We start from the raw sequence: 16,339 nt of genomic DNA, 5'->3' as shown, positions 1-16,339 counted from the left end.
CAGTGTTGCACACAACACTGAGTGACTGCTTTATAAAGTGATAGTGGTTAAATGCTATTTCTTTTTCATACCCTGAACAGCTTTAAAGCGCGGGTTCTCCTTACAAATCACAAACACGCGTCCTTTACGTTTTACAACTTGACACCCTGCACGCTGCTTAGCACTTTTAAGTGAGCTTAATACTTTCATTTTATACCTCATTAATAAATAAAATAGGGAAATTCTCATAACAGTATTATGTTATGTGATATTGTATCATTTTATTCATCGGGATCTATAGCCACTCAAAAATTATTTAATAAGCATTTAAAAACCATAATTGCTGGCTATTTATGCAAACAAATCAAAAAATGAGCAGTTAAACCAAAAGTGCTGGCTATTGGCGTTTAGCCTGTTATAACTATAATTACATTCGTTAAAAATAGCATAAACAGTAGATCTCAGAGGTAACATATGAGCGACGCAATACAAAAACAACAACAAATAGATCAAGGAGTAATGGATACTCTAAAAGAGCGCGACCATAGTGTTTTAGCACAACAAGTAAACCCCTTAACTTGCACCCATAATGATATTATTGAGTTACTTGCCCAATATATGGCATTAAGTGAACAGGATAACGATGATCTATTTGATCACTGGTTTGATAATCTAACTAAAGAGCAGCATACAGTACTAAAAGTATTTGAAGTGTACCGTGGGCAATACGAACATCAAAACTAGCCTAATAATAATCTTATTTATTGCTATGAAAGCTAAATAACAATGCTATATAAGTATAGAAAAACAAAAAACCCACTTATAGCCAAGCTATGAGTAGGTTTTTAGTGCGCTTTAAAAACGCATCAGCTAAAACAGCTTAGATAGCTACGATGTTTTCAGCTTGTGGGCCTTTTTGACCTTGTGTAACAGTAAACTGTACGCGTTGGCCTTCAGCTAGAGTTTTAAAACCGTCGCCAGAAATTGCGCTAAAATGTGCAAAAACGTCTGCGCCAGATTCTTGCTCGATAAAACCAAAACCTTTTGCTTCGTTAAACCATTTTACTGAACCAGTAGTTGTATTAGACATAATAATATCCTTAAAAATTAATAAAAGTGTGCCTGAAAATAGGCGATTGAGCCGGAAAAAACCTATATTTAACTTGAGGATAACGCGAAGGATTATTACTAATATCAACGTGGTACTTACAAATAAACAGTATTTCTTTCAAACTTATATAAATAGATGGGTTATAAATAACCCATCAACTTAAACATCTTAGATACAAACGATGTTTTCAGCTTGTGGACCTTTTTGACCTTGTGTAACAGTAAACTGTACACGTTGGCCTTCAGCTAGAGTTTTGAAACCGTCGCCAGAGATTGCACTGAAATGTGCGAAAACGTCTGCGCCAGATTCTTGCTCGATAAAACCAAAACCTTTAGCTTCGTTAAAAAACTTTACTGTACCAGTAGTTGTATTAGACATAATTGTATCCTAAGAAATTAATAAAAAATGTGCCTGAAAGTAGGCGATTAAGCTGGAAAAAATAAATATTTAACTTGAGGATAACACAAAGGATTATTACTAATATCAACGTGGTACGTACAAATAAACAGAACTTCTTTCAAACTAATATTCATTAACGGGTTATTACTAACCCATTAAATTAAACAATTTAGATGCAAACAATATTTTCAGCTTGCGGGCCTTTTTGACCTTGTGTAACAGTAAACTGTACACGTTGGCCTTCAGCTAATGTTTTGAAGCCATCGCTAGTAATTGCGCTAAAATGAGCAAAAACATCAGGGCCAGACTCTTGCTCAATAAAACCAAAACCTTTTGCTTCATTAAACCATTTAACTGAACCAGTTGTTGTAGACATAGTAGTATCCTAAAAAATTAAAGTGCGCCCTATATAAGGCAATATAAAGAGTAAGAAAACATATATTTAACTGAGGATAGCGCGAAGGATTATTACTAATAACAACGTGGTACTTACAAATAAACAGGGCTTTCTATCAACCCGATGCGACGTACTTTAACAGCAACCTCTGGCGGATATCAAGCTTTATTTTAAGTTTAGTTTTACGCATAGCACTTTGATCATCTGACTTTGTTACATACTTTATATAGGAATACTTGTATTGAGGGTGCTGTAACGCAAACAAACACTAATCCTATAGGCTGTATTTTCTTAAGCTACTGGCCGCTATACGTATATTCGTTAATTATAAATTGGCATAGTTAATCTTAAAGTAGTAGTACATTAATAATTACTTTATCGATAAGTCGTATTTTAAAATAAGGGTATCTATATAGCGGGTTCTAAGTGTGTGTTGTTTTTCGTGATCGGCACCATGGCTCAAAGCCCGGTTGAGTAACTTTATAGCGGGGTGCAGTTTTGCACGCTCATCTTGATCTAACCCCGCTTTACTGCGTAATTCGGTTATGTCATCAACCACCAGGCGGCCTATATCAACAGCCACTATTTCGTCTATTAAGCCATTTTGAGTAAGCACGCCATATTTGCTGCATAAAAATTGTTGCCATACTTGTTGAACATGTTCTTCTATTTCACAACCAAATAGCTCTTCGTTAAATTCAAACCCTTGCTGAGCAAGTTTGGTTAAGCTGGCGGTATATTGCTGGGCAAAGTAATTAAATGCCTGGCTGGATGAATCGATTTTTTGTTTTATCAGCCCTTGGCCCCAGTTTACACAACCTCGAGGGTAATAATCGTCGTACTCTTCGCATTCGTACAAACCCGAATATGAGCTGCAACTTAGTTGGTTTTTAATACAATAACTAGGCTTAGGAAATACACTTTGCTGTTGCCAATGCTCAAGCTTATCTGCATCAATATTGAGTGCCTGGCATAGCTCGTCGGTATGATAAAAATGGGTTGTTAAGTACTGAGATAAACGCATAAAAGCTCGCCTAATATTAAAAATACAAACACTGTTTATATATACAGTTGTTCATTTTGTATTATCAAACTTAATATTACAAGCCATTTTATTACAAAATATGCGTTTACAGCTGCAAAAGCACACATAAATATGGTACAAATAGCGCAAGTTTTATAAAGAATGATTTTTTATGCGCAGCCTAGAACAAATTAAACAAGCAAGTCTTATTACAGCAATTAAAACACCTTATTTATCGAGTGGCGAAATTGACCTTGCAACATACGATCGCCTTGTTGAGTTACAAATAGCAGCTGGGGTTGACGGTATCGTTGTAGGCGGCACTACCGGCGAAGGCCAGTTAATGAACTGGGAAGAGCACTTAATGCTTATAGCGCATAGCGTAAATAAGTTTAGCAGTAAGCTGGTAATTGTAGGCAATACGGGCAGTAATAATACCCGAGAAGCGATTAAAGCCACTAAATATGGTTTTGCCAGTGGTATGGATGCTGCGTTGCAAATTAACCCTTACTATGGGCGCACCTCTATTGCGGGTGTAAAAGAGCATTTAAAGCGTGTTCTTGATATTGGCCCTGCATTTATTTACAACGTAGCGGGGCGTACAGGACAAGACTTAACGCCTGATATTATTGAACCATTAGCAAAGCACGAACATTTTATTGGTGTTAAAGAGTGTGGTGGTAACGAACGTATAGCTCATTATGAGAAGCAAGGCATAGCGTGTTGGTCGGGTAATGATGATGAAAGCCACGATGCTCGTCATACTCATGGCGCTCATGGGGTTATTTCGGTTAGTTCTAATCTTATGCCAGAATTGTTTCGCCAGTTAATGGATGCGCCAAATGATGCGCTAAATACGTCATTACAACCATTAATAAATTGGTTGTTTTGCGAGCCAAATCCAATTGCGATTAATACTGCACTCATGATGACAGAGGCAGTTAAACCGGTATTTAGATTACCTTACTTACCCCTTAACGACGCACAGCAACAACAAGGTGAAAAGTTGATTAATCAGCTAAGCGCAAGTGATGTTGTTGGTGGCCATGCTCGCTGCATAAATGAACAAGAATTCTTTTTAATATCATAGAATTATTAGCCAGCGCTGAATGAAAATTCAGCGCTGGCTTTTTTTATTGTTTATTTTACTTTTTTTGTTAAAAAATGTAAGATCCTGCGTCCTATCATTAACTAAATATGTATATTTGTGAAATTTGTTGTTGAACAACTCGCTACATGGATCCAGCCAGAACAGCGACAAATAGAAAGCGATCATTGGTATGATAACTCGCCTATAACGCTTGATTGGGTTGCACCTATGCAACGCCGGCGTATGACTCGTTTTAGCAAAATGGTATTACACAGTGCCCAGCAAGTAAGTAGCGCTGATCAGTATACTAATTTATCGGCGGTGTTCTCATCGCGCCACGGGGACTTTCATAAAACAGCCAATTTATTAGTTGATATAGTTAATCAGCAACCATTATCGCCCACAGGTTTTGGCCTGAGTGTGCATAATGCCGCAGCCGGACTTTTTAGTATTATCAAAAGTAATACCTGTGCAATGAATGCTATTGCAGCAGGGGCTGAGAGTTTTATGTGTGCAATTGTAGAGGCCTACATTCGCCTTGTTGATAGCAATGAGCCGTACATGTTAGTAGTCCATAGCGATGAAATCCTCCCCGATATATATAACCAATTTGCTGACGAGCTACAAATTACTCATTCCACTGCTATGATAGTGCGCCTTGCTCAAGCAAATGAGCCGTGCTTTAGTTTAAATAAAGTACTTAACCCTGCTGCAAAAAATAGTAACTTACCAATGAGCCTGCAAGGTGCTAAAGCCCTACACGATAAAAAAAGTGCGATATTAACCCACACTACATTGGCTCATCATTGGCAACTTACCTACCATGATTAAACACATTATAAGAATAACAGGGCTTTGTTGGCGTGTGCTTGCAACCGGTGTTTGTTTTAGCGTGTTTGGCATAGGTGGTTTAGTACTAACATTAGTGGTTTTTCCGCTGCAAAACGTATTAGAAGCAGATGTAAACACCCGTAAAAACAGAGCAAGAGCGACAGTACATTACTGTTTTAAATTTTTTGTTGGGTTAATGCATTACACAGGCGTTATTCGTTTTAATATTAAAGACAAAACCCAGCTTGCTAATTTAAACGGAAAATTAGTACTTGCCAATCACCCCTCTTTAATTGATGTGGTTGTGCTTATATCTGTGATTAAAAATGCAGATTGCGTAGTAAAAGCCCATTTATTTAAAAACCCATTTATGCGCGGTGTAATTAAAGGTACTGGTTATATAAGTAACGAAGATCCAGAAGGTTTATTACGTGAATGTGAGCGCAGTATAAGCAAAGGAAATAACTTAATAGTTTTTCCTGAAGGCACACGTTCACAGCCCCATACTGCACTTAAGTTTAAACGAGGAGCGGCCAATATAGCACTTAGATGTAATGTGCCAATCGCTACAGTATTAATAAAAATGCAGCCTAATACCTTAACCAAGGGTACACCTTGGTATAAAGTAGCGCCTTATCAAGCGCACTTTAGCTTGCAGCTGGCCAGCAAGCAGTTTAACAGTAACCTGCCTTATGTTAGTGACACACCCGCTATACAATCTCGGCATTTAACTAACAGCTTACAACATTATTTTACAGAAGAACTGAGCAATTTATGACTGAATTAAAAGTACAAATTAAACAATTAATTATATCCAGCCTTGATCTAGAAGATATGACAACTGCAGACATTGCTGATGATGAAGCATTATTTGTTGATGGTTTAGGGCTCGATAGCATAGATGCACTAGAACTTGGTTTGGCAATAAAAAAACAATTTGATGTGAAAATAGATGCCAATTCAGAGCAAACAAAAGCGCACTTTGCCTCGGTGAATTCTTTAGCACACTTTATAGAACAAGCACGTTCTTAAATTATAAAAATATATAGGAATAACAATGAAAACCGCTGCTGAAATTTATGATGTATTACACGGCATTTTAGAAAACGATTTTGAGATAGACCCAGCCGACATAAACCTAGACGCCAACTTATATCAAGACCTTGATTTAGACAGCATTGACGCTGTTGACTTGGTAGTAAAACTAAGAGAAATCACCGGTAAAAAAATTGATCCTGATGCATTTAAGCAAGTACGTACTGTGCAAAATGTAGTTAGCGAAATAGAAAAGCTCGTTAACTAAATAAATGCTTAAAGCCTTGTTAACCACCCTTATTATGCTTTGTTTGGCCTGCTACCCAGTTATTGTGTATGTGGGCCTGACGCAGTTTAATAGCCAACTGCTATCGATCGTATTATTATTTTTGCTTGCACTACGCTTGTGGTTAAGCAAAGCATTATTTGACAAAATGCCGTGGTTAAAGCCAGCGACATTTTTAGCTGTGATAGCAATCGTATTGTCAAAAGTGTTCGACAGTGATGTGGGTTTACGTTTATACCCGGTGATTATTAACACTGTGATGTTGCTCGTGTTTAGCTACTCACTTTATAAAGGGCCATCAATAATAGAAACCTTTGCCCGCATCACTGAGCCTGAGCTCGATGAGCAAGGTGTGCAATACACTAAAAAAGTAACTCAGTTGTGGTGCGTTTTTTTTATAGTTAATGGTGGTATTGCCTTATATACCAGCCTGTTTGCTAGTTTGGCAGTGTGGGCTTTTTATAATGGTGTGATTGCCTATGTAGCTATGGGCGTGTTGTTTGCCTTAGAGTGGCTAGTCAGGCTAAAAGTAAAAAGGAAAGCGCGTGTTTAGTACCTTTCAAAGTAAAGTATTTCAAAGTAATAATGTTAGTGTGTGCTTTAATCATGAAAATAAGGCAGTGACACAACGCCAGTTTGTTAGCGATGTTAATCGGCTATTAGCTAAGTATTCACCGGCCACAGCGCCCACATCTGTGGTGTTATATAGCACTAACACTTATAAGTTTGCGGTGAGTTTAATGGCACTCACCTTGCGCGGTTGCACGGTTATACTGCCACCTAATGGTCAACCCGAAACACTCAAAGCCTTACTACAGCAAACGCCTTGTTTTTTAGGTGACTCAGAGCTTGTTGAACCACTGGGTATTGACTTTATCAATATAGAAAACTTGCCTGAACAGCCTGGCTTTTTTCCTTTAGCGCAACTTGTTTGGCCTAAAGAAGGGAACTTGGTGTTTTACACTTCAGGATCAACAGGTAAAGCTAAGCCAATTGTAAAGTCGTGGCAAACAATTAATAAAGAGCTGAGCATTTTATCAAGCAGTTATGCGTTAAAATGTATGCCAATGTTTATTGCTAGCGTATCGCATCAGCATATTTACGGGCTGCTATTTAGGTTGTTATGGCCACTTAGTACCGGACATGTCGTTGATACCGACTTACTGCACTACCCAGAGCATATAGCCGCCAAGCTCAAGGGCGCTAAACAAGTGGTGTTAATTTCTAGCCCAGCACAGCTAAAACGATTACGCGCAGACAACGTATTAATTGAACAAAAATCTCACTTACAATGGATATTTTCATCTGGTGGGCCGCTGGCAAACGAAGATGCAGTATCGCTATTCAGTCAGTTAAATAAACCAATAACACAAGTGTTTGGCAGTACCGAAACCGGTGGTATAGCGTATCGACAAGTTACCTCGCTTGAAAACGTGAGCTCGTGGCAGCCGTTTTCAGGTATAAAAATGAGTGTTGGCACAAACGATAGACTCCTTTTAAATTCACCGTTAGTGAACCACAAAGATTACCCGCTTGACGATAGAGGTTTGGTGCTTAAAAGTGGTCAATTTAAACTGCTTGGTCGATTAGACCGAATCATAAAATTAGAAGAAAAACGCCTCAGTTTGGATGAACTAGAACACCACCTAGTAAGCAGTGAGTGGGTAAACGACGTTAAAGTAATTGTATTACCTGGGGCAAGGCAAGTAATAGGTGCGGTAGTTGTGCTTAGCCAGCAAGGGGTAAAACATTTACAAAGTGAAAGTAAATTAGCCACTAATAAGCTTTTAAAAGAGCATGCACTAACGCGTTTTGAGCGCATTTGTACGCCTAAAAAGTGGCGTTTTATAGAGCAGTTACCTTATAACAGCCAAGCTAAATTAAACTTAAAAGCATTGGAGCACCTTTTTGACAAAGTTGATTAAAACGCAGCCGCAACTACTTAAATGTGAGCAAACCGAGCAAGGTTATCAATTAAGTTTATTTGTGCCCAAGGATTTAGATTACTTTAATGGCCATTTTAAAGACGGCCCTATTTTAGCAGGCGTAGTGCAGCTAGATTGGGCGGTTGCTGCAATTTGTAAGCAGTATAATATTCAATTAGCGGTAAAGAATGTCGAAGTGCTAAAGTTTCAGGTGGTGATTACGCCAGGCCTTACTATGGTATTAGCCATAGAGCAAAAAGCGCTTAATAAGTATGTGTTTTCTTATCGCTCGGCTAAGGGGCAACATGCGTCTGGGCGGATTGTTTTTGAAAGTGTTGTTTAAATGAATAAGTTTTGTATTGTCATTCCAAACTACAATCATACCTCTGTGATAGCGGCGGTATTAACCAGCCTAGCTGAATATAACTTACCAATTATTATGGTAGATGATGCAAGTAATGAGGCAGCTAAAGCAGTGTTTTCTGCACTTACACAGCAGCACCCGTTACTTACCATTGTTACCCATGAGCACAACCAAGGTAAAGGTGGGGCGGTACAAAGCGGTTTGCATTATGCGTATCAGCAAGGGTATTCCCATGCTATTCAAGTTGATGCCGACGGCCAACATAACTTGGCCGATTTAGCGCAGCTTTTGCGCCTGTCAAACGCCAATCCACAGGCATTAGTAAGCTGTTGCCCAATATACGACGCTTCAGTGCCTAAGCATCGCTATTTAGCACGGTACTTAACCCATGTGTGGGTATGGATTGAAACCCTTAGTTTTGAAATTGTTGACTCTATGTGTGGCTTTAGAGTGTATCCGCTGGGAGCCTGCGAAAAACTGTTAAAAGAAGTTAAGCTGGGCAAGCGGATGGACTTTGATCCTGAAATATTAGTGCGTTTATATTGGCGTAATGTGCCGTTTATATTTTTACCTAGCCAAGTGATCTATCCAGAAAATGGGCTTTCTCATTTTCAGCCATTGCACGACAACGTGCGTATATCTTGGCTACACACGCGATTGTTTTTTGGTATGTTAGTGCGCTCGCCTTGGCTTATAGCACACAAATTAAAGAGACGTTATGGCCGTTAAACATTGGTCTAAAATGCAAGAGCGCGGTAATTATTTAGGCATTCAAACTCTGCTATTTACACATAAAATACTGGGTCGCAAAGGGCTGTGGCTAATTTTGTTTCCTGTGGTGGTGTATCTCTTTATTACTGGTAGGGTTGCCCGTGCTGCTTCAAAACAGTTTTTACAGCAAGTTAATTTGTACACCGGCACTGGGCAAAGCGTGACACTTAAGCAGCAACTAAAGCACTTTTGTAGTTTTGCCGACAGCGCCTTTGATAAAATAGATGGTTGGCTTGGGCGTATTAGCTTAAGTGATATTGAATATACCAACGAGCATTTATTTAGCCAATTAAATGAGCAACGCCAAGGGGCTATTTTTATTGGCTCGCATTTGGGTAATTTAGAAGTGTGCCGAGCGCTTAGCCAACATCGCAGTGGCAAAGTTATTAATGTGCTGGTGTTTACTCATCATGCAGTTGAATTTAATAAAATGCTGAAAAAAATTAACCCCAACGTAGCGGTTAATTTAATTCAAGTAACTGACTTAGGCCCAGGTTTAGCTATTTTATTGAAAGAAAAAATTGAGCAAGGCGAAATTATTGTTATTGTTGGCGATCGCACCAGTACCACCACTGCCGCGCGCTCTGTACAAGTGCCTTTTTTAGACAAGCCAGCCCCGTTTTCTCAAGGACCTTTTATTTTAGCGGCATTACTTGATTGCCCAGTTTATTTTTTGTTTTGTTTAAAAGATAAGAAAATCAATAAGTACCACGTAATATTTGAGCAATACAGCAATAGCTTAAAAATGCCACGCACCCAACGACAGGCAATTTTAAACCAAGTTATTACAGACTATGCGCAGCGTTTAGGTCACTATGCGGCGCAATATCCTTATCAATGGTTTAATTTTTACGATTTTTGGCAAAATGATCAGCAAGTCGCCCGCGATCAAGCAAAGGAGAAATAGAAGTGCCAGTTCAAAACACACAGCTTTTTGGTCAGCAGCGATTATCAATCGAAAACATTGTTGATATTGCACATAACCACACCCAAGTGCAAATTAGTGGTTGCAGCGAATTTAGTAGCAAAATTAATAGTGCGCTGAGTTTTTTAGATACATTATTAAAAGAAGACGGCGTTATTTACGGTGTAACGACCGGTTATGGCGACTCAGTAACCGTAGCAGTACCATTAAATTTAGTAGATGAACTCCCCCTACATTTAACGCGATTTCATGGATGTGGACTAGGCGACGTATTTAATAAAGTACAAGGACGAGCAATTTTAGCCACGCGGCTTACGTCTTTATCGCAAGGCTACTCGGGTATTAGCTGGGAAATGCTGAATTTACTGCGCGACTACTTAAATCACGATATTGTACCGGTTATTCCTCAAGAGGGATCGGTAGGTGCCAGTGGCGACTTAACGCCATTATCTTATGTTGCTGGTGCTATGATAGGCGAGCGCGACGTATATTATAAAGACACCGTACGTAATAGCTTAGCGGTAATGCAAGAAGTTGGCTTAACGCCGCTCGTGCTGCGCCCAAAAGAAGGCCTTGCAATAATGAATGGCACCGCGGTAATGACCGCATTAGCCTGCTTAGCCTTCGACAGAGCCAATTATTTAGCCAAATTAGCCAGTCGTATTACCGCCATTGCTAGCTTAGCGCTCAAAGGAAATAGCCATCATTTTGATGAAATTTTATTCTCGGTAAAACCTCACCCAGGGCAGCAGCAAATAGCACGTTGGATCAGAGATGATTTAAATCATCACGACCATCCACGTAATGCCGACCGCCTGCAAGATCGCTACTCAATTCGCTGTGCACCGCATGTTATTGGTGTGCTGCAAGACAGCTTGCCGTTTTTTAGGCAAATGATCGAAAACGAATTAAACTCAGCCAACGACAACCCAATTATTGATGGCGAAGGGGAGCATGTACTGCACGGCGGGCATTTTTATGGCGGCCACATTGCCATGGCAATGGACAGCATGAAAACCGCAGTAGCTAACTTAGCTGATTTAGCCGATCGACAAATAGCCTCATTGGTTGATACTAAATATAACAATGGTTTGGCGTCTAATTTATCAGACAGTGCCCCTGAGCGTCGTTATATAAATCATGGTTTTAAAGCGGTACAAATTGGTGCCAGTGCTTATACTGCTGAGGCATTAAAATTAACTATGCCTGCCAGTGTATTTTCGCGCTCTACCGAGTGTCACAATCAAGACAAAGTAAGTATGGGTACCATAGCCTCGCGCGATTGTTTACGTATTTTACAGCTTACCGAGCAAGTGATGGCCAGTACCTTATTAGCCGCTATTCAAGGGTTAAGGCTGCGAATTAAACAAGGCGAATTAGAATTTACGAGTTTAACTGACGATATGCAGCATATGTATAGCGATATAACAGGTTACTTTGAAAACCTGACCGAAGACAGACCAATGGAAGCGGTGCTAAGACAAACTATTAGCTATATTCAAAGCAAACGCTGGGCGCTTTATGAATAATAAAGGCGCATTACTTTCGCACAGCGTAGAAATAGAAATCCCTTTTCATGATTGCGATCCAATGAATGTAGTGTGGCATGGTAATTACCCACGCTATTTAGAAATTGCTCGTTGTGAGTTACTCAGAATATTTGACTACGACTACCTGCAAATGAAAGACTCTGGATTTGCGTGGCCCATTGTTGATATGCAAATTAAATACGTAGCATCAGCTGTATTTACACAAAAAATTAAAGTGGCAGCGTATTTAAAAGAGTATGAAAACCGCTTACGTATTGATTATGTTATTACCGATGCAATCAGTAATAAGCGCATTACCAAGGCGTCCACTACACAAGTGGCGGTAGAAATTAGCTCCAAAGAAATGCAATTTGTTTCACCCCCAATACTTTATGAAAAACTAGCCCCTTTTTTAAAGTAGCTGGCAATTAAAGGAGAAGGAATGACAATGTTTAAATTATTTATAACCAGCGTATTGCTGCTATTTTGTAGTGCATTGCAAGCAAACACTGTATCGCAGGTAAATACCACATTAAAGGCTGATACAGTAACGGGTGAGTTTAAACAATATAAACAACTTGCTGGTTTTGCATCGCCGTTCGTCTCCTCTGGAGTGTTTTCTCTAAATGCCAAAAAGCTAGTATGGCAAGTAGAACAACCGGTAAAAAGCGCATTGATTGTAGAAAATGGCCAGGTATTGGTTGAAAATGCTAAAGGGGAGTTTGTACCACAGCCAGGCAGTGAGCAGTTTGTAGGGCTTTTAACTGACTTACTCAGTGTAGATATGAGCGCCCTTGCAACACGCTTTAGTATAAAAGCGCAAAACAATTGCCTGCAACTAACCCCAAAAGAAGCGTTGTTACAGCAATTATTTAGCCACTTTACTTTGTGTGAAAGTGATAAAACGGTACACAGCATCATCCTTTATGAGCATTCAGGTAGTAAAACAACTATTGAGTTTAGTTACCCTGAGCAGCCTTAACGGCTCAATCGTTTAAATAGTTAATTAATGGAATAGTGGATTGAAGAAACGAATTGGCATTGTTTTTATTTGGTTTAGTGGTTTAATTTTGCTTTTAACCAGTATATTTTGGCTGACTAAACCTACATTTAGTGCTGATATGTTTAGTTTGCTGCCAAAATCGCATTCTCAATTAGCTTATGGCGAACAGCTGTTTTTTGAAAAAAATGCCCACCGTGTGGTGTTTTCATTTGCTGGTGAGCAAAAAAATAACGCCCACGATGAATTTAACAATTGGCTTGAGCAGCAAGGTATAACAAGCACATTTAATTTTCCCTCTATAAACGCTTTAACAACCACATTTGCGCCTTATAAATATGCACTATTAAGTAAGCCCTATAAGCAAAAAATAGCAGACAAAGCCAGCTTTGAGCAGTTTTACCTGCAGCAATTAAATCAGTTAGGATCGCCATTTGTTAGTGCTACATTAAGTACTGATATTAGTTTAAGTTTAGCTGGCTTTATTAGCGAAAACTTAAGCCAAAGCCAAGTTTTTACTATTAAACAAAACCGCCTCACTCGCCAGTATGAGGGGGTTGAATATGCAATGCTTTTTGCCACACTGCCAGAGCCAAACTTGAGCATTAATAATGCAATTAGCTTAGCTGCTAAAATTAAAACGCAAATAAACACCCTAAGTAAAGCGCACCCAAATACCACTATTTCCTATTCAGGGGTGCTGTTTCATACGGCTGAAAATGCCCAACAAGCAAAATACGAAATGAGTTTGTTTGGTGGTATTAGCCTAATGGCACTAATGGTTATGGTGTTTTGGGTATTTAGAGCGATTAGCAGTATTTTATTAGCGAGCTTTACAGTGCTTAGCGCATTAATGGGCGGCGCTATTGTTATGTTATTGGTGTTTAACAGCATTCACTTATTAACCTTGGTATTTGCCGTAACCTTAATAGGCATTGCTATTGATTACGCCTTTCATGGCATGACCGATTTAGCCAAAGTAGCAAATGAAACTGCACAGCAAGCCTCTTCTAACGGCTATAGCAAAGGGGTGAAATCAGCGTTATTACTCTCTTTTATTACGACTGCATTAGGCTACAGCTGCTTATTAGGTGCACCGTTAACCTTATTAGCGCAAGTGGCTGTGTTTGTTATAGCGGGCTTATTTAGTGCATGGCTGTTTACTGTGTTAATTTTACCATTTTGGCAGCAAACACTGCGTGTATCGACATCAAGTTTATTACTCAGTAAAAAAATAACGCGGGTGTTTTTGTACTGTAATAAAATAAAAAAACCACTGTTTATTGTGCTAAGTATAGTGCTTGCAAGCTTATTGGTATTAAAACCGATTGAGTTTAATGATGATATTAGATTGCTTAATGCCAGCTCTGAGCAGCTAATGGCAAGTGAAAAAAAACACTTAACTTTACTAGATCAATGGCGCAGCCATATAGTATTTATTATTGGCGACAATGCACAACACGTGTTACAAAAACAACAGCGGTTAGTTAGCGATTTAACCGCGAGTAACCCGCATATTAAACACAATGCCATTAACCGATGGCTGCCTAGTATTGAGCAGCAAAAAAATAATTTAGCGGTGTTTAATCAAGCTAAAAAAAGTGGTGTATTTGCACTAAGCGAGCAATTAACTGGGCGGCAATTAAGTAGCGGCCCCGCGCAATTTATTACCTATAACGCATTATTAAATAGCGAATTTAAACCCTTATTGTTAGCGCAAATGCATGTTGAGCCGCAGCAAGCCATAACCTGGATGACAATTACCAATATTAATACACAGAGCTTAAGCGCCGCGCTTTTAAAAGATGATGGCTTATTGCTATATAATAAACCGCAGCAAATTAGTGCGTTATTAAGCGATTACCGAGCATACTTATTGTTAAGCTTAGTGCTTGCAGGGGCCATTTGTTGGTTACTTTTTAGTTGGCGTTTTGGCGTAAAAATTGCCACTTTACAACTGTTAAGTTTGTTATTAGTAGTTGTTAGCATGCTGTGGGTGTGTAATGCAATTCAAGGCAGCCTGTCGTTATTTAATATGTTGGGCGCGTTGCTAGTGGTAGCCTTAGCTATTGACTACCTTGTTTTTTATCAAATAAATAAGTTACAGCCAAAAAATATATTGGCAATTAGTTTATCTGCAGCGTCTTCTATGTGGGTGTTTGGTATGTTAAGTGCCTCAAGCACCCCTGCTATTTTTAGTTTTGGACTTACCGTAATGGTAGGGATTTTAGCGGTATATATTTTATCGCCGCTGAGTGTATTACCCTCGCAAAAGGAAGGATAAAGTGAATAACCCTGAGCAGTTTGATGTTGTTGTAATTGGTGCGGGCCCCTCTGGCGCACTTGCAAGTAGCCTTTTAGTGCAAAAAGGCTGGCGAGTATTAGTACTTGAGCAACAGATTTTTCCGCGCTTTACTATAGGTGAGAGCTTGTTACCGCAATGTATGGAGTATTTGGCCGACGCTAATTTAGTCGCTCCATTGCATGAACACGCTGCTAGTTTGGGGTTTCAGTTTAAAAACGGCGCTGCGTTTCATCGAGCGGGTGAAAATACCGCTATTAATTTTACCGAAAAATCATCACCAGGGCCAGGTACTACTTATCAAGTGAAAAGAGGGCTGTTTGATAAATTACTAGCCGATAATGCACAGCTGCAAGGGGCTGTTATTCGTTATCAGCACAGTGTTAAAGACTACAAGGTTACTGATGTTTTTGAAAACAGTTCCGATAAAGGTAATACCAATAAAGATAGTACCGATAAAAATGGTGGTGCAACCTTATTAGTACACGACGCGCAGCAGCAGCCTTACCAAGTTCAAGCACGCTTTGTGTTAGATGCCAGCGGCTTTGGCCGAGTATTACCTAAACTACTAAACTTAGAGTTACCTTCTAACTTTCCGGTACGCAGTGCTTATTTTAGCCACTTTGTAGATAATATTAGCGATGAAAATTTTGATCGTAATAAAATCCTCATTACCGTACACCCAGAGCACCGAGATATATGGTATTGGCTAATTCCCTTTAGTGATGGCACCGCAAGTATTGGTGTTGTAGCAGAGTCTGAGCGCTTTAATGACGACGAAGCAGAGGTAATGTTAAATCGCTTTTTAGAACAAGATCCACATTTAAAAGCACTGCTAGCTAAACGCGAATTAATTGGGCCAGCTCGTAGCATAACAGGCTACTCCTCTAATGTGAGTAAGCTGTATGGACAGCACTTTGCGCTATTAGGCAATGCGGGAGAGTTTTTAGATCCGGTGTTTTCATCAGGAGTAACCATTGCGCTTAAATCAGCAAGTTTAATTGCACCTTTGGTCGATCAGTATTTAAAAGGTGAGACGATTGACTTTGAGCAGCATTATGCAAAACCGCTACAAGCGGGAGTTAACTGTTTTAGAACTTTTGTTACAGGCTGGTACGATACGCGCTTTCAAGACGTAATATTTCATACAGAGCAAAACAAACAAGTGCGAGAAATGATCAGTGCAATTTTAGCCGGATACGCATGGGACACGAGTAACCCATTTGTTGCACAAAGTGAGCGCCGCTTAAATGTGCTAGCTCAGCTGTGCCGAACCTAATATGTTGAAATTAATACTCCAGCGTGCGCTGATATTGCTAACCTGCATAGTGCTGTCAGCCTGTGCGAGTCAGTTTAGTTCCAGTGCAGCTA

21 protein-coding genes are annotated in these 16,339 nt (G+C 39.4%); 16 read left to right on the top strand and 5 right to left on the bottom strand.

Annotated features, from left to right (window positions below; translation table 11 throughout):
• Positions 1-54: 54 nt before the first annotated feature.
• The gene (gene ykgO, locus RB215_RS16285; protein ID WP_011330010.1) at positions 55-189 is read right to left on the bottom strand and encodes a type B 50S ribosomal protein L36; all 135 of its coding nucleotides are present in this window, start codon (positions 187-189) and stop codon (positions 55-57) included.
• Between the two features lie 264 nt (positions 190-453).
• On the opposite strand from ykgO, the gene RB215_RS16280 reads away from it, so the two are divergent.
• On the top strand, positions 454-723 hold the full coding sequence (locus RB215_RS16280) for a hypothetical protein (protein WP_011330011.1): 270 nt from the start codon (positions 454-456) through the stop codon (positions 721-723).
• 136 nt (positions 724-859) lie between these two features.
• Here RB215_RS16280 and RB215_RS16275 read toward each other — a convergent pair whose 3' ends face one another.
• The 4 genes from RB215_RS16275 to RB215_RS16260 all read right to left on the bottom strand — a co-directional run bounded on the left by RB215_RS16275 (position 860) and on the right by RB215_RS16260 (position 2,910).
• Positions 860-1,069, bottom strand: a complete 210-nt coding sequence (locus RB215_RS16275; protein ID WP_011330012.1) for a cold-shock protein — start codon at positions 1,067-1,069, stop codon at positions 860-862.
• A 189-nt stretch (positions 1,070-1,258) separates the two neighbouring features.
• On the bottom strand, positions 1,259-1,468 hold the full coding sequence (locus RB215_RS16270; RefSeq protein ID WP_011329603.1) for a cold-shock protein: 210 nt from the start codon (positions 1,466-1,468) through the stop codon (positions 1,259-1,261).
• A gap of 190 nt (positions 1,469-1,658) precedes the next feature.
• Complete coding sequence (locus RB215_RS16265; protein ID WP_011330013.1) at positions 1,659-1,865, bottom strand: cold-shock protein; 207 nt, start codon at positions 1,863-1,865, stop codon at positions 1,659-1,661.
• 391 nt (positions 1,866-2,256) lie between these two features.
• Entirely contained in the window at positions 2,257-2,910 is a 654-nt protein-coding gene (locus RB215_RS16260; RefSeq protein WP_011330015.1) for a DUF6058 family natural product biosynthesis protein, read from the bottom strand.
• 172 nt (positions 2,911-3,082) lie between these two features.
• Between RB215_RS16260 and dapA the strand changes: the two genes are divergently transcribed.
• The 15 genes from dapA to RB215_RS16185 all read left to right on the top strand — a co-directional run bounded on the left by dapA (position 3,083) and on the right by RB215_RS16185 (position 16,247).
• Positions 3,083-4,000, top strand: a complete 918-nt coding sequence (gene dapA, locus RB215_RS16255; RefSeq protein WP_182683632.1) for a 4-hydroxy-tetrahydrodipicolinate synthase — start codon at positions 3,083-3,085, stop codon at positions 3,998-4,000.
• A 117-nt stretch (positions 4,001-4,117) separates the two neighbouring features.
• The gene (locus tag RB215_RS16250; protein ID WP_309217450.1) at positions 4,118-4,831 is read left to right on the top strand and encodes a beta-ketoacyl synthase chain length factor; all 714 of its coding nucleotides are present in this window, start codon (positions 4,118-4,120) and stop codon (positions 4,829-4,831) included.
• The gene (locus tag RB215_RS16245; protein ID WP_309217449.1) at positions 4,824-5,609 is read left to right on the top strand and encodes a lysophospholipid acyltransferase family protein; all 786 of its coding nucleotides are present in this window, start codon (positions 4,824-4,826) and stop codon (positions 5,607-5,609) included. The genes RB215_RS16250 and RB215_RS16245 overlap by 8 nt, the downstream gene beginning before the upstream one ends.
• Complete coding sequence (locus RB215_RS16240; RefSeq protein WP_011330019.1) at positions 5,606-5,863, top strand: phosphopantetheine-binding protein; 258 nt, start codon at positions 5,606-5,608, stop codon at positions 5,861-5,863. Before RB215_RS16245 ends, RB215_RS16240 begins: the two co-directional genes overlap by 4 nt.
• A gap of 25 nt (positions 5,864-5,888) precedes the next feature.
• The gene (locus RB215_RS16235; protein ID WP_011330020.1) at positions 5,889-6,134 is read left to right on the top strand and encodes an acyl carrier protein; all 246 of its coding nucleotides are present in this window, start codon (positions 5,889-5,891) and stop codon (positions 6,132-6,134) included.
• Between the two features lie 4 nt (positions 6,135-6,138).
• The gene (locus RB215_RS16230; RefSeq protein ID WP_086995804.1) at positions 6,139-6,705 is read left to right on the top strand and encodes a hypothetical protein; all 567 of its coding nucleotides are present in this window, start codon (positions 6,139-6,141) and stop codon (positions 6,703-6,705) included.
• On the top strand, positions 6,698-8,077 hold the full coding sequence (locus RB215_RS16225; RefSeq protein WP_309217447.1) for an AMP-binding protein: 1,380 nt from the start codon (positions 6,698-6,700) through the stop codon (positions 8,075-8,077). Before RB215_RS16230 ends, RB215_RS16225 begins: the two co-directional genes overlap by 8 nt.
• On the top strand, positions 8,061-8,420 hold the full coding sequence (locus RB215_RS16220; RefSeq protein WP_011330023.1) for a thioester dehydrase: 360 nt from the start codon (positions 8,061-8,063) through the stop codon (positions 8,418-8,420). Before RB215_RS16225 ends, RB215_RS16220 begins: the two co-directional genes overlap by 17 nt.
• A complete protein-coding gene (locus RB215_RS16215) occupies positions 8,421-9,170 on the top strand; it encodes a glycosyltransferase family 2 protein (RefSeq protein ID WP_011330024.1) in 750 nt (249 codons plus the stop codon). It begins immediately after the preceding gene.
• On the top strand, positions 9,160-10,119 hold the full coding sequence (locus RB215_RS16210) for an acyltransferase (protein ID WP_011330025.1): 960 nt from the start codon (positions 9,160-9,162) through the stop codon (positions 10,117-10,119). Before RB215_RS16215 ends, RB215_RS16210 begins: the two co-directional genes overlap by 11 nt.
• Before the next feature lie 2 nt (positions 10,120-10,121).
• Positions 10,122-11,666: a histidine ammonia-lyase gene (gene hutH / locus RB215_RS16205; RefSeq protein WP_011330026.1), complete on the top strand. Its 1,545-nt coding sequence runs from the start codon at positions 10,122-10,124 to the stop codon at positions 11,664-11,666.
• Positions 11,659-12,087 carry a thioesterase family protein gene (locus RB215_RS16200; RefSeq protein ID WP_011330027.1) on the top strand — a complete coding sequence of 143 codons (429 nt, stop codon included), beginning with the start codon at positions 11,659-11,661 and terminating at the stop codon, positions 12,085-12,087. The genes hutH and RB215_RS16200 overlap by 8 nt, the downstream gene beginning before the upstream one ends.
• 21 nt (positions 12,088-12,108) lie before the next feature.
• Entirely contained in the window at positions 12,109-12,648 is a 540-nt protein-coding gene (locus tag RB215_RS16195; RefSeq protein WP_011330028.1) for an outer membrane lipoprotein carrier protein LolA, read from the top strand.
• A 40-nt stretch (positions 12,649-12,688) separates the two neighbouring features.
• Entirely contained in the window at positions 12,689-14,950 is a 2,262-nt protein-coding gene (locus RB215_RS16190) for a transporter (RefSeq protein WP_309217446.1), read from the top strand.
• A 1-nt stretch (position 14,951) separates the two neighbouring features.
• On the top strand, positions 14,952-16,247 hold the full coding sequence (locus RB215_RS16185) for an NAD(P)/FAD-dependent oxidoreductase (protein WP_011330030.1): 1,296 nt from the start codon (positions 14,952-14,954) through the stop codon (positions 16,245-16,247).
• Positions 16,248-16,339 lie beyond the last annotated feature (92 nt).

This window comes from Pseudoalteromonas sp. HL-AS2 (genome assembly GCF_031198805.1).
Classification (GTDB): Bacteria; Pseudomonadota; Gammaproteobacteria; order Enterobacterales; family Alteromonadaceae; genus Pseudoalteromonas; species Pseudoalteromonas nigrifaciens.
The sequence above is the reverse complement of the archived record's forward strand: the minus strand, read 5'-3'. Positions and strand labels throughout refer to the sequence as shown.